Source organism: Nonomuraea sp. NPDC049480, assembly GCF_044465905.1.
In the GTDB taxonomy this organism is placed as follows: Bacteria; Actinomycetota; Actinomycetes; order Streptosporangiales; family Streptosporangiaceae; genus Nonomuraea.
The window spans coordinates 525,493-542,407 of sequence record NZ_JBITMD010000004.1 but is presented as its reverse complement, the minus strand read 5'-3'; the positions used below and the strand labels follow the sequence as shown (position 1 = coordinate 542,407).

Sequence of the window (16,915 nt, the reverse complement as noted above, 5' to 3'; positions counted from 1 at the left end):
CGGTGATTCTTCGCATCTGTACCTTGAAGTACATGTGCCCCATCGGCATAGTGGACGGACCACAGGCGTACCAGTCGTGGCAGGCATCTCGGGGGCGGCAAGGTTCACGACTGCCAGCGGCGCATCTCCTAGCGCGAATGGGAAAGATGAATGACCTCACCCCCGCCGATCCGTACCAAGCTGCTCAGGATCCTCCTGCTTCCGCTGGTTTCCATGGTCGCTTTGTGGGGGTTCATCGCGTACTCCAGTGTGGAGGAGATCGTCACGGTCTCCCAGGCGCAGGACCGGTGGGAGGCCATCGGGTCCCCGGTGCTGCAGCTGGTCATCGAGTTGCAGCGGGAGCGCCAGTTATCCGCTGAGGCGCCGCGCGAAACCGGGACGTCCGTGCCGCTGAGCCATCAGCGGAAGGTCACCGATGACAAGGCTGAGCGGCTGCGCCAGATCATCAGCTCCGTCGACGTCCAGTCGGAGGGCGCGGAGACGCCGGCCCAGGTGCGGGCACTGCTCCAGGCGCTCGACGGGCTGCGGTCGCTGCGCGAGTCCGCCGACTCGGGCGCGTTGTCCCCGCCGCTGAAGATCATCCAGGCGTACGACAACCTGATCGACGCCGCCAACAAGCAGTTCAGCGACCGCGACGCGCTGAGCGACGTCTCGGCCTTCCGCTCGGTACGCGGCATGGCGGCCTACAGCGCCACGGCGGAGTACCTGGGCCGCGAGCACGCCGTCATCACCAGCACGATCGCGCAACGCAGGATGACCCCCACCGACCGGGCCGCGTTCATCGCCGCGTTCACCAGCCGCCGGACCGTCTTCGCCAATGCCGAGCGCGACGTGGGCCCCGAACTGCGGGTGAACTTCGACAAGCTGCTCAACGGCGCCGCGTACAAGCGGCTGCTGGAGTCGGAGGACGAGCTGTTCAACTGGGACACCACCGGTGGCCCGCCGCCCGTCGACCCCGCCCAGTGGAAGAGCGACGCCGCGGCCATGCTCGGCGCGATCTACCTCGACACGCAGCAGGAGTTGGACCGCTCCGCGGCCGAGACGGCCTCGCAGAAGAGCGGGGCGTACTGGCGGATCGGGCTGGTCCTGCTCCTGGGTCTGGCCGCGGTGATCGTGTCGGTGGCGTTGTCGTACCGGTTCGGCCGCTCGCTGGTCTTCGAACTCAGGCGGCTGCAGGCCTCGGCGGTCGAGCTGGCCGAGGAGCGGCTGCCCCGGCTGGTCGAGCGGCTGCGCCGCGGCGACGACGTGGACCCGGCCACCGAGGCCCCCGGCCTCCCCCCGGCCGACACCGCCGAGGTCGACCGCGTGGTGGACGCGTTCTCCGCGGTACGCCGCACGGCCGTCGAGGCCGCGGTGGGCCAGGCGACCCTGCGCAAGGGCGTCGGCCAGGTCTTCCTCAACCTGGCCTGGCGCAACCAGGCGCTGCTGCATCGCCAGCTCTCGCTGCTCGACACCATGGAGCGGCGGGTCGAGGAGCCGGAGGTCCTGGAGGACCTGTTCAAGCTGGACCACCTGACCACCCGCATGCGGCGGCACGCGGAGAACCTGATCATCTTGTCCGACTCGGCGCCCGCGCGCCGGTGGCGGGACCCGGTGCCGCTGTTCGACGTCGTACGGGCGGCGGTGCTGGAGGTCGAGGACTACACCCGCGTCACCGTCGCGCCGATGCCGAACGCGCCGCTGCTGGTCGGCGCGGCGGTCACCGACGTGATCCACCTGATCGCCGAGCTGGTGGAGAACGCCACCGTCTTCTCCCCGCCGGACACGAGCGTGCACATCCGCAGCATGACCGCGGCCAACGGCTTCGCGCTCGAGGTGGAGGACCGGGGGCTGGGGCTGAACCAGGCCACGCTCGACGATCTCAACGCGCGGCTGGCCGATCCGCCGGAGTTCGACCTGGCCGACAGCGACCGGCTCGGACTGTTCGTGGTGTCCCGGCTCGCGGCCCGGCACGGCGTCAGGATCAGTTTGCGCCGGTCGCCGTACGACGGGACCACCGCGATCGTGCTGCTGCCCTCCGGGATGCTGTCCGCCCCCGAGGACCCGGCCGTCGCGCCAGGAGCGGGGCCGGCGGACCAGTCCGCCACCCGGTCGGGCCGGCCCATGCGGGCGATCGGCACGGCGACCGCCGAGGCACGGACCTACGGGGGGGCCGTCACCCCGGAGCCCTTCTCGCCGCCCGTCTCATCTTTCCAGCCGGAGACTCTGGACAGCCGGGAGCTCTTGAACAGCCGGAAGGTCCTGGACGAGCGGGAGGTGCTGACCGGCCAGGAGGCACTGGGCGAGCGGGGATTCCCGGGCGGCGGCCATGGCCTGGCCGACCTTGGCGGTGCGCCGGGTCGTACTTCGGAGCCCGAGCACGTGGCCTGGTTCGAGGCCCGCCCCGTGCCGAGGCACGGTATGACGACCGGGATGGGGCCGGCGACCGACCCGGTGCCCGGACCGGCGAACGCGCCGGGGACCGGGGCTGGGGGCAGGACTGGGAACGTGCCAGGGAGCGGGCCGGGCGGTGGGCCCGCCGCCTGGCCGACGCGCGGGCCGGGCGCCGGATCGGACGAATTCTCCGGGCCGCCCACCGACTGGAGCGTCACGGTGCCTGCCCAGGAGACGGACGAGGACCTCGACGGGCTGCCGATGCGCGTACCGCAGGCCAGCATGGCCCCGCAGCTCCGCGCCACCAGGCGCGCGCAGCCGCGCACGGTGTCGGTGCGCTCGCCGGAGGAGCTCTCACAACTCATGTCGTCCATGCAACGCGGCTGGCAGCAGGGCCGCCAGCAGGCGGAGCAGGGACCAGACGCGCGGAATCGAAAGGACGACCATCCCGATGCCCGACCCCAGAAGTGAACTGAGCTGGCTGCTGGACGACCTCACCCAGCGCGTCCCCGGCATCCGGCACGCCATCGTGCTGTCCGCCGACGGGCTGGCCATGGGCGGCTCCCGGGAGCTGACACGGGAGGACTCCGAGCACCTGTCCGCCATCTCCGCCGGCAGCCACAGCCTGGCCATGGGTGCGGGACGGCACTTCGGCCTGGGCGGCGTCCGGCAGACGATCATCGAGATGGAGGGCGGCTTCCTGTTCGTGACCGCCGCCGGCCAGGGTGCCCGGCTGGCCGTGCTCGCCTCGGGCGACGCCGAGCTGGGCATGGTCACGTACGAGATGGCGCTGATGGTCAAGAGGGTCGGCGAGCATCTTTCCGCCCAGCCGAGGGGAGCAGCGCCGGCACCTGCCTGGAACGGCGCGAGACCGTGACAGGAGAGGATCCCGGGCCGCTGATCCGGCTGTTCGGGCTGACCGGGGGGAGGGCGCGCCCGCAGGGCGAGACGTTCGACCTGGTTGCCATCGTCACGACGGTCAGCGGCTCCTACGAGCCCGCGGGCCTGATCCCGGAGCATCGTGCCGCGCTGTCGCTGTGCCGCAGGCCCACACCGGTGGCGGACGTCGCGGCGCACCTCAGGCTGCCGCTCAACATCACCCGGGTGATCCTGGGCGACCTGCGGCGCGAGGGTCTTGTCACCATCGAGCGCCCGCGCCCCGTGGCGCAGACGATCGACGAACGCATCTACAGGGAAGTGCTGCATGGACTACGCAGCCTCTGAGCCGGGGGCTACCGCGGTCGCCTCGGCCTTGGCCATCAAGATCCTCATCGCGGGCGGCTTCGGCGTCGGCAAGACGACCATGGTCGGCACGATCAGCGAGATCCGGCCGTTGCACACCGAGGAGTTGCTGAGCGAGCGAGGCGTCGGGGTGGACGACATCTCGGGCGTGGAGGCCAAGACCACCACCACCGTGGCGCTGGACTTCGGCCGCATCACGATCCGCGAGGGGCTGTGGCTGTACCTGTTCGGCACCCCCGGGCAGGACCGGTTCTGGTTCATGTGGGACGAGCTGTCCCTCGGCGCGCTGGGCGCCGTCGTGCTCGCCGACACCCGCCGCCTGCAGGACTGCTTCCCGGCGGTGGACTACTTCGAGCAGCGCGGCATCCCGTTCGTGGTGGCCGTGAACTGCTTCGACGGCGCCCGCCGCCACGACCCGGTGAAGGTGCGGCGGGCGATCGGGCTGACCGAGAAGACCCCGATCGTGCTGTGCGACGTGCGCGAGCGCGAGTCGGTCAAGAACGTGCTCACCACGCTGGTCACGTACGCGGTGGAGGGGATCTGACCGGCGGCCGCGTCGATCACCGCCGCCCCTGGGGCTCGTCGACGATGGCCGCCCACAACGCGTCCACGTCGACCGGCTCGCCCTGCGCCCGCGCCGCCTGCCTGGCCAGGATGAGGCCGGTGTTGGTCAGGTGGGCCCGCATCGCGCGCGCCGCGGCCTCGGCGTCCCCCGCCGCGACGGCCGCCACGATGGGCTCGTGCTCCTCGTGCACCTGCCGCAGCGTCCGCGACCGGTCGTCGGTGGAAGTGCCGAGGATGCGCATGGTGTCGCGCAGGCCACCGACCATCGCGCGGGCCCGTCCGTTGCCTGCCGCGGCCAGGATGTGGTCGTGCAAGGCCTGGTCCAGCTGGAAGAACAGGATCTCGTCGCCCGCGCCGACCGCCGCCGCCATCTCCGCCATCGTCGCCCGCAGGGGCGCGGAATCGCTGCCGGCGGCCCGTCGTACCGCAGGGAGTTCGAGGGCCAGCCGCACCCCGAAGATCTCGACGATCTCCCGCGGGTGCGGCAGCACGACGCGGAAGCCCCGGTTGCGCTCGACCTGCACCAGCCCGGCCTCCGCGAGCCGCAGCATGGCCTCGCGCACCGGGCTCCTGGAGACGTTGAGCTGCTCGGCCACCTGGTAGACGGAGTAGAGCCGGCCGGGGACCATCGCGCCGGTGTGCACCGCCCGGCGCACCTCGGAGATCACCTGCTCGGCCAGCGACCGCCCCGCGTGCGGCAGCGGCTGCAGCTTCAACTCGGCGTGGGCGCGGGTCGGGGGCATGGTGGCATGTTACCCGTACGGAAGCGGCCGGGATCATGCGAGCCGGATGGGAGATTCTTCACCGCTTCTTTCCCGGTACCGGAAATTAGCCTTCGGTGTGGCGTTGTGGCGGGATTCACCGCAACTGTAAACATCGAGCTGGGTCTGTCGGAGCTTCGTATTCTGAAAGGAACCCGTACGTGTTCACGCCCATTACGCGTTCAGAATCCACGACTGCTCCCGCCCGCCCGAGGAAACGTCACGCGCTGCGGGCGGCCGTCAGCGGCTCGCTGGCGCTCGTGCTGGTCGCGGCCTCGACCCCGGCCGTGCGGGCGGATCATAAGGACGACGACGACAAATGGTGCGGGCCGCGCATCTTCTTCAAGCGGAAGTACCTTTCGCCGCGGAATTTCTTCGTGCCCCGCACCCGCTTCATCGACGGCCCCGGCGGCTCCATGAAGGTGAGGGTCGAGCGGGAGCACGAGGTCAAGGCGTACCTCCTGACGGAGAACGAGAAGCAAAAGATCGTCAGAGACGAGAGGGGGACCCAGACCACCACCGAGAAGGGAACCCAGACCACCGCCGAGAAGGGAACCGAGACCACCACCGAGAGGGGAGCCGAGACCACCGCCGAGAAGGGAAAGGAGATCACCAAGGAGAGGACGGTCGAGATTCCCGCCGATATGGCAACCGAGACCGAGAGGGCGACCAAGACCACCGCCGAGAGTGAAACCGCCGCCGCCGCCGAGAGTGAAACCGACAGCGCCAGCAAGAGCGAGACCGACAGCGCCAACAAGAGCGAAACCGGGTTCACCACCAAGGAAGTGGTGCGCGTCCTGCGCAGGATGGGGCTGCCGCAACTCGAACAGCGGCACAAGGTCTTCGTCGGGCACGAATACACGCAGGAGATCAGCAAGGGAATGTACGGCAACATGTGGTACCGCGTCTTCGGCTACCGCATCGGCTGGTCGGCGTGGTCGGTGCTGCGCACCTGCCGGCACGTGGAGATCACCTCCGGCATAGCCAACGTGCCCGCCAGGGTGGAGGGCTGGCGCTACTGGGAGACCAGGCACCCGATGTTCAAGGGGCGCAGGCTGTCGCTCAAGTAATCCGGTGCGACGGCGGATCCCGCGGCACTGAGTAATTTTCAGCGGTATTCCCGGCCGGCCTGGCCCACGATATGGCGACAATGTCCATGGCTGGGAAATGGGAGTGCCTATGCCGCCGGTGATCGTCGGGCGCGAGGGCCCGCTGTCAGGAGAACGGTTCACGATCGGTGAAACGCCGATCACTTTCGGCCGCAGGCGCGAAAGCAGCGTAGTGATCTCCAGCGGAAGGGCTTCGCGCTCGCACGCCGAAATCCGCTACGAGGGCGACCGATATGTTCTGCACGATCTGGGGAGCCGAAATGGAACCCGGGTCAACGGGAACGGCGTCACCTCGCACGTTCTGCAACCCGGTGACCTGATCGCGATCGGCGATGAGATCTTCCGCTTCGAGGCTTCCGACGACGCCGAGACGATCATGGACGCCACGATCCGCAAGCGTCTCATCGACCCCGGGCAGGTCCTGCGGGTCACGATCAGCGGCGGCGGCCCGGTCGGGCTGGGTTTCGCCCTGCTCCTCGACCACCTCATGGGCGAGCGGGTGGCCATCACGCTCTACGACGGCCGCTGGATGCGGGACGGGGACAAGGTCGTCTGGAAGGGCCAGGACCAAGGCAATGTCCGGCGCCGGCAGGTCGTGACGATCCAGAGCCGCCAGTACCTCAACCTCCCTGAGAAGGTGCAGGCGCGCCTGTTCAGCCCGGGCTCGTACACCGAGATGTGGCCCACCGGCCCCGACTCGATCCGCGGCCAGGGCCCGCGCAACATCCGCATCGCCTCCGTCGAGGACACGCTGCTCGAGATGGCGAACGAGCGGCCCGGCCGCATCCGGCTCGTCCCGGCCAGGTTCTCCCCGTCGGAGCACCAGGAGGCCGTGACCCGGGACCACGTGCTCGCCATCTGCGAGGGAGGGCGCTCCCGTACGCGCGAGCACTTCGCCGGCAAGTTCGGCAACGCCGACACGAGCATCTACTCGCTGGACGGCGAGCACCTGCAGGACGTCGTGCTGGGCCTGCGGGTGAAGTCCGCCCTGCCGGATCCCATGACGGTCCTGCTGACCGTGGCCCAGAACCGGTTCCTGCTGAACGCCCTGCGCGGCGAGGGCTTCCTGAACATGCGCCTCACCGACGCCGAGGCCAAGGAGGTCATCGGCATCGACCCGGTCCGGCACGTGTTCGAGCAGTGCGTCGCCTCCAGCCCGTGCCTGATGAGCAGGACCGAGCACGGCGAGTTCCACTGCTCGACCCACGGGACGTTGTTCCTGCCCGCGCTGGTCAAGGGCTCCCCGCTGTGGGGCCGGGTGAAGGAGGGGCTGAAGCTTTTCGGCGTGGCGGAGGAGGACCTGAGCGCCGTCACCGCGTTCCAGCTGGACATGGTCCAGCGGCCGAGGTTCACCGCCCAGCTCTACCCGCGCACGTCGGCCACGCCTGGCACGTACGGCTTCCTGCTCGGCGACGCCGCCAACGCGATCCACTTCTGGCCGGGACGCGGGCTCAACAGCGGGCTGGCGTCGGCCATCTCGCTGGCCCGGTCGCTCGCCCAGAGCTGGCGCGGCAGGCCGTTCCGCGACGCCGACTTCATCCGCCACGAGGCGGCGATGTCGATGCTCCAGTACCGGCACAAGAGCCGGGCCTGGAAGGCGATGGTGAGCACCGACGAGCACGGGGTCACGCGCGCGATCAAGGACCAGATCGCCGAGAGCATCGAGGACGGGAGCGCGCAGTCGCACAGGGACGCGGACATCGAGGCGCTCATGGACCGGCTCCGGCAGATCCGCGACCGCCTGGCCCCGCGTATCCCGGGCCTGCCCGACGACGCCACACTCGCCGGCCACCTGCGGAAACTGAACAGCGAGACCCTGCACACCCTGCTGATGAGCGGGGCCTGGGACACGCTGATCATGGGCGGCGAAGAAGTCGACGTCGACATCTTCTACCGGCAGGATTCACCCGACGTGCTGGTGTCGAAAACGCCGGTCGCCGAAGAACGGCATCAATTGACGAAGGTCATCCGGCGCGGCGTTTCCTAGGCGGCCCGGCGCAGCGCCCATTCGACCCCCGGGCACCGATCCATGACGACGTCGAGGCCGGCGTCCAGGGCACGCTGGGCGGCGGCCTCGTCGATCACCCCGAGAGGCAGCCACACCGCCCCAGCGCCTGCCGCGATCGCCTCGTCCACCGCCTGTCCCGCGAACTCGGCACGCCGGTACACGGCCACCACGTCCACCTTGACCGGCACGTCGGCGAGGGACGGGTATCCCGGCTCGCCCAGGACGGTCTCGGCGTCAGGGTGGACGGGGACGATCTTCCTGCCCCGCGACTGGAGCAGCGCCGCCTGGTCGTAGGCCGTACGGCCAGGATTGTCCTTGAGACCCACGAATGCCCACGTCTGCGCCTCGGTGAGCAGGCGCCTGATGACGTTCACGTCCGCGAAACGACTTCCCATGGTGGGACCAACGCGGCCGCCCAGGGAAAGCTTCCTCAAAGGGCGGGGCAAATTCTCCGGTACGGCACCCCGGGAAGGTAATGCTCCCATTCGGCCGTACCCAAGGATCGCCCGGGCCCGCGCGCACACGGCCGCCGCGACCTTCTCGGGCGCCACGGGCTGCTCGCGTACCCCGCCGGTGCCGTCGAGGATCAGCAGGGCCGAGCCGTCGGCCGAGAACGTCAGCGCGGTGAGCCCCAGGTTCCCGTCCGCTGAGGCTGCCCCGCGCGACCGGCCCGACCTGCCGCCGCGCGGCCACGTCGAACGGAGCGCCGAGAGCCCGGCCTTCCCACGGCCTGTTGGATGCCGGCTCCTCCGAGAAGGTTCGTGCGTGCTCTGCCGGCCGATGGTCTTGCCGGGCCGTGTCAGGCCGGAAGGGCGATCTCCCGGTCAAGGCCGAGGTCCTCGCGCACGCGTGCCAGCGACGCCGCCCTGATCGACGCGTACAGCTCGTACGGGTCGTGCAGCGGCCGCCCGAGCACCGCGGCCAGCGCGTCGGCGCCGAAGTCCGCGCCGGCCCTGGTCACGTCCTTGGAACCGTCGGAGGTCAGGTTGGACTGAAAGATCCCGGCGGCCGAGCGCGGCAGGAAGTCCTCGTACACGATGGGCCGGGCGGCCACCCAGCCCTCCGCCAGGAGGGTGGCGAGGTCGGCGGGCGGTGCGGTGCCGGGACGCGGATCGCGGACGTGGAAGGTGAAGTAGGCGAGGTCGGAGGCGATCAGCTCGGCCTCGGTACGCGGCACCCGGCCCTCCCACAACTCCGCGGCGACGGCGTTGCGTTCTCCGGCGGTGACCGGCTGCCCGGCGAGCGCCTTGTCCAGCTCCGCGGCCAGGTCGTCGTAGAGCGCGCGCCCGGCGGGCGTCACCGCGATCCCCCGGGCCTCCACTTCGCCGAAGCGCACCCGCAGGTCGTCCTGTACGACGCTGCCGTCGTCCTCTCTGAACAGCCGCGGCTCGGCCAGCGCGCGGAAGGAGGTCTGGCGCAGCAGCAGGTCGGGGCCGTCCCAGCAGGGCGGTCCCTGGATGGCGTCGATCATCGTGATGCCGCGCTCACTCATGCGGGCGTAGAGGGCGTCGATGTCGAGCACGCGCGGGGTCAGGTGGTTGACGTGCGTGCTCGGCACGCCGCCGATGTCGGCGGCCACCGCGGAGATCCGCTCCAGCTCGGCGTACCAGCTGCGCGACACCGGCTCCCTGGACAACTCGAACGCCCGCGTGGCGAGGGTGAGGAACTCCTCGGCCGTCTCCTCCTCCAGGCCGCCTTCGGACTCGGCGCGGTCGGCCAGGCCGAGCAGCCGGGGCGGGAACAGCCGGCGGGCCCCGAGGAACTCGCCGAGCCTGCGTTCCAGGTCCTCGCCGAAGAACCGCCGGTCAGCCGTCACCAGCATGGAGGTGAACACGCGGAAGGGGTTGGCGGCCAGCTCGGCCTCGTCCACGGGGCGGAACGCCGTCGAGACGACCGGCACGGAACTGCCGGCCGCCTCCCTCAGGTCGTAGTAGCCCACGGGGTACATGCCCATCGCGCCGAAGATCCGGGCGACCTGCGCCATCTCGGCCGGGGTGCCCACGCGGATCGCGCCGTGCCGCTCGGCGGTGACGCGGCCGATGGAGCCGAGCCGCTCTGCGCCGGCGCCCATCCGCGCCATCACCTCGCGGTTCACCTCCTGGGCGACGTCTACGAGAGTGTTGTACGCGGGGACCTCGGTGCCGTACATCGCCGACAGGCGCCGGGCGAAGGCCGCCCGGAGTGCGGTCGCGCCGACCATGGTGCTCTCCCTCTCCTCGGGTGCGTAGCATGCTACATAGGTCGCATGTAGCATGCTACGCATGGATCCGGCAGCCTCCCTCGCGACCGACCTCCGCCGGCGTGGACTCACCGACGTGCTGACAGACTCGACGTCCCGATCGATCCATTCCTCCGACGCCTCGCTCTACCGCGTGCTGCCGCTGCTGATCGCCCGGCCGCGGTCGGCCGAGGACGTGGCCGCCGCGATCGAGCTGTGCGCGCGCCACGAGGTCCCCCTGACCGCCCGCGGCGCCGGCACGTCGGTCGCCGGGAACGCGGTCGGCCCCGGGCTCCTGCTGGACTTCAGCCGGCACATGAACCGGGTGCTGCACGTCGACGCCGAGGCCCGCACGGCGGTGGTCCAGCCGGGCGTCGTCCAGGCGGCCCTGCAGCGGGCGGCGGCGCCGTACGAGCTGAGGTTCGGCCCCGATCCGTCCACCTACACGCGCTGCACGATCGGCGGGATGATCGGCAACAACTCGTGCGGCTCCAGGACGCTCGGCTACGGCCGCACCTCCGACAACATCGCCGGGCTGAAGGCCGTGGCAGGCGACGGAACGCCCCTGGACCTCCCGGCGGGGGGCGGGGTCGCGGCATCGGGCTCCCCCGCCGCCCTGCGTGATCTCGTGATGGCGAACCTGGCCACGATCAGGACGGAGTTCGGCCGGTTCGGCCGGCAAATGTCCGGATACGCGCTGGAGCACCTGCTGCCCGAGAACGGGTTCGACGTCGCCCGCCTGCTGGTCGGCAGCGAGGGCACGCTGGCCGTGCTGACCGAGGCGACGGTGCGGCTGGTGCGCGACCCTGCGTACCGGGCCCTGGTGGTGCTCGGCTACGGCGACATCGCCGCCGCCGGGGACGCCGCGCCCGCCGTGCTGGAGCATCGGCCCACGGCCTGCGAGGGCATCGACGCGCGCATCGTCGACGTGGTGCGGCGCAGGCGGGGCGCGCACACGGTGCCGGAGCTGCCGCGCGGCGCCGCCTGGCTGTTCGTCGAGGTCGCGGGGGACGACGAGGCCGAGGTCCTGGACCGGGCCGCGCGGGTGGCGGCCGGCGGCGAGGACGCGCTCGTCGTCACCGATCGGGCCAAGGCCGCGGCGCTCTGGCGGATCAGGGAGGACGGCGCGGGCCTGTCCGGACGCAGTCCCGCCGGGCTGCCCGCGCACGCCGGCTGGGAGGACGCCGCCGTGCCGCCCGCGATGCTGGGGCGCTACCTGCGCGACTTCGAGTCACTGCTGGCCGAGCACCGGCTGACCGGCTTCCCCTACGGGCATTTCGGCGACGGCTGCCTGCACATCCGGCTCGACGTGCCGCTGGAGCGGCCGGGCGGGCGCAAGGTGTTCCGTGACTTCCTGGTGGCCGCGGCCACGCTGGTCGCCGGGTACGGCGGCTCGCTGTCCGGCGAGCACGGCGACGGCCGGGCCCGCAGCGAGCTGCTGCCGCTCATGTACTCCGCGGCTGCGCTCGACCTGTTCGCCCGGGTCAAGGCGGTTTTCGACCCGGGCGACGTGCTCAACCCCGGCGTCCTGGTCCGGCCTCGTCCCGTCGACGCCGACCTGCGGGTTCCGGCCGCCCGCCCGGTGGGCGGCCTGGCTCTGGCCTACCACGCCGACGGCGGCGACTTCGCGCAGGCCGTGCACCGCTGCACCGGGGTGGGCAAGTGCCGTGCGGACAACACCGCGACCGGCGGCGTGATGTGCCCGTCCTACCTGGCCACCAAGGAGGAGAAGGACTCCACCCGGGGCCGCGCACGGGCGCTGCAGGAGATGCTCAACGGCTCCGCCGTCTCCGGCGGCTGGCGCTCGCCCGAGGTGCACGAGGCCCTCGACCTGTGCCTGTCGTGCAAGGGGTGCGCGTCGGACTGCCCGACCGGGATCGACATGGCGTCGTACAAGTCCGAGGTGCTCTACCAGAGCTACAAGGGGCGGCCGCGCCCGGCCGCGCACTACTCGCTCGGCCGGCTGCCGCGATGGGCGAGGCTGGCCGGCCGGATGCCGCGGGCCGTCAACGCGCTCCTGCGGGTTCCCGCGCTGCGGCGGCCGGCGCTGGCGCTGGCCGGGGTGGACCCTCGGCGCACGCTGCCCGCGTTCGCGGCCGAGACGTTCCGCGCCTGGTTCACGCGGAGCCGCCGTCCGGCGTCGGGCGAGCCGGTCCTGCTGTTCGTCGACACGTTCACCGACCATTTCGCGCCCGAGGTGGGCCGGGCCACCGTGGCCGTGCTGGAGGCGGCCGGCTACCGGCCGCGGATCAGTGAGCGCCCCCAGTGCTGCGCGCTCACCTGGATCTCCACCGGCCAGCTCGACGCGGCCGGGAAGATCCTCGGCCGTACGGTCGCGGAGCTGGCCGAGGCCGCCGAGGCGGGCGTGCCGATCGTGGGGATGGAGCCGTCGTGCACAGCGGTCCTGCGCTCGGACGCCCGGGAGCTGCTGGACGAGGCGACGGCCGGGCCGGTGGCGCGCATGACCCGGACCCTGGCCGAGCTCCTGTCCGAGACGCCCGGCTGGCGGCCGCCCGCGCTGGACGGGGCGCCGGTGGTGGCGCAGCCGCACTGCCACCACCATGCCATCATGGGTTGGGACCAGGACGCCCGGCTGCTGCGCGAGGCCGGTGCGGAGGTGCGGAGACTGGGCGGGTGTTGCGGGCTGGCCGGCAACTTCGGCGTGGAGAAGGGGCACTACGAGGTGTCCGTGGCGGTGGCAGGGCAGCAGTTGCTTCCGGCGCTCCGGCAGGCGACGCCGGAGACCGCCGTCCTGGCCGACGGCTTCTCCTGCCGTACGCAGATCGCCGACCTGTCACCCCGGCAGGGCGTCCACCTGGCCCAACTGCTCGCCGAGCGACTCCCGTGAGGTCTGCCATGCTCAATCCGCTCCATCTGCGGACGCTGACCGCCGTGCTGAACGCGGGCTCGTTCGCCGCCGCGGCCCGGCGGCTCGGCTACACGGGGTCCGCGGTCTCGCAGCAGGTCGCGGCGCTGGAGCGGGCGGTCAAGCTGCCGCTGTTCGAGCGCGGGGCCCAGACCATCACGCCGACCCCGGCGGCCCGTTATCTCGTGTCGCGGGCCTATGACGTGCTGGCCGCGCTGGACGCGCTGGAGGAGGACGTCCGCGGCATGTCCGAGGGCACGATCGGCCGGCTCAGGCTGGGCAGCTTCCCCACGGCGAGCCAGCGGCTCCTGCCGATCGCCCTGGCCTCGTACGCCTGCACGCACCCGGCGGTGGAGACCGTCCTCGACGAGGGCGAGCCCGACGAGCTGATTCCGCTGGTCCGGGCCGGAGAGCTCGACGTGGCGCTGGTCTACCGCTACGACCTGGTGCCCCGGGCCTGGCCGCGGGACCTGCAGGAGATCCGGCTGCTGGAGGAGGAGCTGCTGCTCCTGCTGCCCGAGCGGCATTCACTGGCCGCCGCCGAGACGGCCGCGCTCGACGACCTCAAGCAGGAGACGTGGGTGGCCACCCGGCAGGGCACCGCCGGCGCTTCCTGCCTGCGCCGCCTGTGCGCGCTGGCGGGCTACGAGCCGCGGGTCGACTACCGCAGCAACGACTACGCCGTCATCGCCGGCCTCGTACGCTCCGGCCTGGGCGTCGCGCTGGTCCCGGCGCTCGCGTACGCGCCGGGCGAGGGCGTGGTCGCGGTCCGGCTGGATGCCATCGCGGCCCGCAGGCGGATCGCGGCCGTGCACCGGAGCACGAATCCGGCGGTGACCGGCGCGGTGTGGTCCCTGTGCCAGGCCGCGGCGCGGCTGGGCGAGGATCTTCCCAGCGTAAGAACTTCTTGGGGCATGCCGACAGATAGCGGTGCTTGACCGCTTCCTCCAACTATGTCCGATCCGCGATCCTGGATGCGGTAGCCGGCGAAAGGAACGATCAATGGGACGTGTGCTGCCCAAGCATGCCTCCGTGGTCATCATCGGGGGCGGCGCCATGGGCGTCAGCTCGGCGTACGCACTGGCCGCGGCCGGGGTGCGCGACGTGGTCCTGATCGACAAGGGGCCGCTCGGGTCCGGCTCGACCTCGAAGGCGGCCGGGGGCGTGCGCGCGCAGTTCTCCGACCGGGTGAACATCGAGCTCGCCGTACGCAGCCTGGAGACGTTCGAGACCTTCCCCGAGCGCTTCGGGCAGGAGATCGACCTGCACAAGCCGGGCTACCTGTTCCTGCTCGACTCACCGGAATCGGTCGCCGAGTTCGAGAAGAACGTCGCGCTCCAGAACGACCTCGGCGTGCCCAGCCGGATGGTCTCCGTGCCGGAGGCCATGGAGTTGTCGCCGCTGATCGACGCCGACGCGCTGCTCGCCGCCGCCTACTCCCCCACCGACGGCCACTGCACGCCCGAGTCCGTGGTGCTCGGCTACGCGGGCGCGGCCCGGAGGCTGGGCGCGCGGCTGCTGCCCGGCTGCGCCGCGACCGGCATCGAGACGGCGGACGGCCACATCGTCGCGGTCCGGACCGAGGGCGGCCGCATCGAGACCGACACCGTGATCTGCGCGGCCGGGGCCTGGTCGCAGGCCGTCGGCGAGTGGGTGGGCGTGGATCTGCCGGTGACCCCGCTGCGCAGGCAGATCCTGGTCACCGAGCCGGTTCCCGACCTGCCGCCGATGGCGTTCACCATCGACTTCGGCACCACGTTCTACTTCCACCGCGAGGGTCCCGGGCTGCTGCTGGGCATGTCCGACCCCGAGGAGACCCCGGGGTTCAAGCTGGACCGGTCCGACGCCTGGCTGCCGAGGCTGGGCGAGGCCATGGCCCGCCGCGCCCCGGCGCTGATGGAGACCGGCATCGCCACCGGCTGGGCCGGCCTGTACGAGGTGACGCCGGACCACAACGCGCTCATCGGGACCGCCCCGGACGTCGACGGGTTCATCTACGCCACCGGCTTCTCCGGCCACGGCTTCCTGATGTGCCCGGCCGTCGGCGAGGTGGTACGCGACCTTTACCTGGGCCGGACGCCGTTCGTGGACGTCTCCGGCTTCGACGCGGGCCGCTTCGCCCTGTCCGGGGCCAGGCCCGAGCTCAACATCGTCTGACCGAGGGAGATCTTTGATGGTGACCACGCTGCCCGGCGCCGGCGAGCTGGCCGCGATGGCGCGCGAGACGGCCAAGCGCTGCGGTGTGGACGTGGACGCGCTGGGCGGCGGGGTCACGACGACCTCGCCGATCAACGGCGCGCCGCTGGCCACCGTGGACTGGGCGGAGGCGGAGGCCGTGGACGCCGCCGTGGCGCGGGCCCGCGAGGCGTTCCTGGCCTGGCGCGCCGTCCCCGCACCCGTCCGGGGCGCGCTGGTCAAGCGGCTCGGCGAGCTGCTGACCGAGCACAAGCCGGACCTCGCCACACTGATCAGCCTGGAGGTCGGGAAGATCACCTCCGAGGCGCTGGGCGAGGTCCAGGAGATGATCGACATCTGCGACTACGCGGTGGGCCTGTCCCGCCAGCTGTACGGGCGCACGATCAGCTCCGAACGGCCCGGCCACCGGCTCATGGAGACCTGGCACCCGCTCGGGGTCGTCGGCGTGATCAGCGCGTTCAACTTCCCCGCGGCGGTCTGGTCGTGGAACACGGCCATCGCCCTGGTGTGCGGCGACCCGGTCGTCTGGAAGCCGTCGGAGCAGGCGCCGCTGACCGCCCTGGCCTGCGCGGCGCTGCTGGACCGGGCCGCGGCCGAGCAGGGCGCGCCCGCCCACCTGAGCCAGGTCCTTGTCGGCGGTCCCGGCCTCGGCGAGGCGCTCGTCGACCACCCGGGGATCGACCTGGTCAGCGCCACCGGCTCGACCCGCATGGGCCGCGCGGTGGGGCCGCGTGTGGCCGCCAGATTCGGGCGGTCGCTGCTGGAGCTGGGCGGGAACAACGCGGCCGTGGTGTGCCCGTCGGCGGACCTGGACCTGGCCGTGCGCGGCATCGTGTTCTCGGCGGCGGGCACGGCGGGCCAGCGGTGCACCACCATGCGCCGCGTCATCGCCCACACCGGCGTCGCTGACGCGCTCGTCGAGCGCCTCGCCGGCGCCTACGCGCGGCTGCCCATCGGCAACCCGCTCACGTCCGGCACCCTGGTCGGACCGCTGATCAACGAACGCGCGCACGCGGCCATGCGGGACGCGCTGGACGCCGCCGTGGAGCAGGGCGGCACGCTGGTGGCCGGCGGCGGGCGCCGACTCGCCGACCAGGCGCCGGACGCCTACTACGCCGAGCCTGCGCTGGTGCGGATGCCGGCGCAGACCGCGATCGTGGCCCGGGAGACGTTCGCGCCCATCCTGTACGTCATGCCGTACGACTCCCTGGAGGAGGCCATCGCGCTCAACAACGCGGTGCCCCAGGGGCTGTCGTCCAGCATCTTCACCCGCGACCAGGCCGAGGCCGAGCTGTTCGTGTCGGCCGAGGGCTCCGACTGCGGCATCGTCAACGTCAACATCGGCACCTCCGGGGCCGAGATCGGCGGGGCGTTCGGCGGCGAGAAGGAGACCGGAGGCGGCCGCGAGTCGGGCTCGGACGCCTGGCGCGGCTACATGCGCCGGGCCACGAACACGATCAACTACTCCGGCGAGCTGCCACTCGCCCAGGGAGTCGAGTTCACCGTCTGACAGCCGCCCCGCGTCCCCGCGTCCGATGCGTGTCGCGGGGCCGGGCGGCTCGTCGCGGGCCGGTTCCC

Annotated in this window: 13 protein-coding genes; 10 read left to right on the top strand and 3 right to left on the bottom strand. The window is 71.8% G+C overall.

Annotation, left to right across the window (positions count from 1 at the left end; all coding sequences use genetic code 11):
* Window positions 1-150: 150 nt before the first annotated feature.
* Genes ACIBX3_RS15660 through ACIBX3_RS15645 form a run of 4 tightly spaced genes read left to right on the top strand, consistent with a single transcriptional unit; the run spans window position 151 to window position 4,159 of the window.
* Window positions 151-2,844, top strand: coding sequence for a nitrate- and nitrite sensing domain-containing protein (locus tag ACIBX3_RS15660; RefSeq protein WP_397117268.1), 2,694 nt, complete (start codon window positions 151-153; stop codon window positions 2,842-2,844).
* Window positions 2,825-3,250, top strand: coding sequence for a roadblock/LC7 domain-containing protein (locus tag ACIBX3_RS15655; RefSeq protein WP_397117266.1), 426 nt, complete (start codon window positions 2,825-2,827; stop codon window positions 3,248-3,250). Before ACIBX3_RS15660 ends, ACIBX3_RS15655 begins: the two co-directional genes overlap by 20 nt.
* The gene (locus ACIBX3_RS15650) at window positions 3,247-3,597 is read left to right on the top strand and encodes a DUF742 domain-containing protein (protein ID WP_397117264.1); all 351 of its coding nucleotides are present in this window, start codon (window positions 3,247-3,249) and stop codon (window positions 3,595-3,597) included. Before ACIBX3_RS15655 ends, ACIBX3_RS15650 begins: the two co-directional genes overlap by 4 nt.
* Complete coding sequence (locus ACIBX3_RS15645; RefSeq protein ID WP_397117262.1) at window positions 3,578-4,159, top strand: GTP-binding protein; 582 nt, start codon at window positions 3,578-3,580, stop codon at window positions 4,157-4,159. Before ACIBX3_RS15650 ends, ACIBX3_RS15645 begins: the two co-directional genes overlap by 20 nt.
* Window positions 4,160-4,175: 16 nt before the next feature.
* Here ACIBX3_RS15645 and ACIBX3_RS15640 read toward each other — a convergent pair whose 3' ends face one another.
* Window positions 4,176-4,922 carry a GntR family transcriptional regulator gene (locus ACIBX3_RS15640; protein WP_397117260.1) on the bottom strand — a complete coding sequence of 249 codons (747 nt, stop codon included), beginning with the start codon at window positions 4,920-4,922 and terminating at the stop codon, window positions 4,176-4,178.
* A gap of 179 nt (window positions 4,923-5,101) precedes the next feature.
* Here ACIBX3_RS15640 and ACIBX3_RS15635 point away from each other — a divergent pair, with 179 nt between their 5' ends.
* A complete protein-coding gene (locus tag ACIBX3_RS15635) occupies window positions 5,102-6,010 on the top strand; it encodes a hypothetical protein (RefSeq protein WP_397117258.1) in 909 nt (302 codons plus the stop codon).
* A gap of 109 nt (window positions 6,011-6,119) precedes the next feature.
* The gene (locus ACIBX3_RS15630) at window positions 6,120-8,036 is read left to right on the top strand and encodes an FHA domain-containing protein (protein WP_397117256.1); all 1,917 of its coding nucleotides are present in this window, start codon (window positions 6,120-6,122) and stop codon (window positions 8,034-8,036) included.
* Here the strand turns inward: ACIBX3_RS15630 and ACIBX3_RS15625 are convergent.
* Both ACIBX3_RS15625 and ACIBX3_RS15620 read right to left on the bottom strand, forming a co-directional pair.
* The gene (locus ACIBX3_RS15625) at window positions 8,033-8,452 is read right to left on the bottom strand and encodes a CoA-binding protein (RefSeq protein ID WP_397117254.1); all 420 of its coding nucleotides are present in this window, start codon (window positions 8,450-8,452) and stop codon (window positions 8,033-8,035) included. The two genes, ACIBX3_RS15630 and ACIBX3_RS15625, sit on opposite strands and share 4 nt — an antisense overlap.
* A gap of 404 nt (window positions 8,453-8,856) precedes the next feature.
* Entirely contained in the window at window positions 8,857-10,257 is a 1,401-nt protein-coding gene (locus ACIBX3_RS15620) for a 2-oxoadipate dioxygenase/decarboxylase family protein (RefSeq protein ID WP_397117252.1), read from the bottom strand.
* Between the two features lie 61 nt (window positions 10,258-10,318).
* On the opposite strand from ACIBX3_RS15620, the gene ACIBX3_RS15615 reads away from it, so the two are divergent.
* The 4 genes from ACIBX3_RS15615 to ACIBX3_RS15600 all read left to right on the top strand — a co-directional run bounded on the left by ACIBX3_RS15615 (window position 10,319) and on the right by ACIBX3_RS15600 (window position 16,847).
* Window positions 10,319-13,123 carry an FAD-binding and (Fe-S)-binding domain-containing protein gene (locus tag ACIBX3_RS15615; protein ID WP_397117250.1) on the top strand — a complete coding sequence of 935 codons (2,805 nt, stop codon included), beginning with the start codon at window positions 10,319-10,321 and terminating at the stop codon, window positions 13,121-13,123.
* Window positions 13,124-13,131: 8 nt separating this feature from the next.
* Window positions 13,132-14,079 (top strand): LysR family transcriptional regulator, encoded by a 948-nt coding sequence (locus ACIBX3_RS15610; protein ID WP_397117248.1) that lies wholly within the window; start codon window positions 13,132-13,134, stop codon window positions 14,077-14,079.
* A 64-nt stretch (window positions 14,080-14,143) separates the two neighbouring features.
* Window positions 14,144-15,298, top strand: coding sequence for an NAD(P)/FAD-dependent oxidoreductase (locus ACIBX3_RS15605; protein WP_397117246.1), 1,155 nt, complete (start codon window positions 14,144-14,146; stop codon window positions 15,296-15,298).
* Between the two features lie 16 nt (window positions 15,299-15,314).
* A complete protein-coding gene (locus ACIBX3_RS15600; protein WP_397117244.1) occupies window positions 15,315-16,847 on the top strand; it encodes an aldehyde dehydrogenase family protein in 1,533 nt (510 codons plus the stop codon).
* Window positions 16,848-16,915 lie beyond the last annotated feature (68 nt).

Excerpts from the sequence above, each read along its gene's own strand:
- ACIBX3_RS15660 (WP_397117268.1), top strand. The coding sequence starts at position 151 with ATGACCTCACCCCCGCCGATCCGTACCAAGCTGCTCAGGATCCTCCTG.
- ACIBX3_RS15655 (WP_397117266.1), top strand. The coding sequence starts at position 2,825 with ATGCCCGACCCCAGAAGTGAACTGAGCTGGCTGCTGGACGACCTCACC.
- ACIBX3_RS15645 (WP_397117262.1), top strand. The coding sequence starts at position 3,578 with ATGGACTACGCAGCCTCTGAGCCGGGGGCTACCGCGGTCGCCTCGGCC.
- ACIBX3_RS15640 (WP_397117260.1), bottom strand. The coding sequence starts at position 4,922 with ATGCCCCCGACCCGCGCCCACGCCGAGTTGAAGCTGCAGCCGCTGCCG.
- ACIBX3_RS15630 (WP_397117256.1), top strand. The coding sequence starts at position 6,120 with ATGCCGCCGGTGATCGTCGGGCGCGAGGGCCCGCTGTCAGGAGAACGG.
- ACIBX3_RS15625 (WP_397117254.1), bottom strand. The coding sequence starts at position 8,452 with ATGGGAAGTCGTTTCGCGGACGTGAACGTCATCAGGCGCCTGCTCACC.
- ACIBX3_RS15620 (WP_397117252.1), bottom strand. The coding sequence starts at position 10,257 with ATGGTCGGCGCGACCGCACTCCGGGCGGCCTTCGCCCGGCGCCTGTCG.
- ACIBX3_RS15615 (WP_397117250.1), top strand. The coding sequence starts at position 10,319 with ATGGATCCGGCAGCCTCCCTCGCGACCGACCTCCGCCGGCGTGGACTC.
- ACIBX3_RS15610 (WP_397117248.1), top strand. The coding sequence starts at position 13,132 with ATGCTCAATCCGCTCCATCTGCGGACGCTGACCGCCGTGCTGAACGCG.
- ACIBX3_RS15605 (WP_397117246.1), top strand. The coding sequence starts at position 14,144 with ATGGGACGTGTGCTGCCCAAGCATGCCTCCGTGGTCATCATCGGGGGC.
- ACIBX3_RS15600 (WP_397117244.1), top strand. The coding sequence starts at position 15,315 with ATGGTGACCACGCTGCCCGGCGCCGGCGAGCTGGCCGCGATGGCGCGC.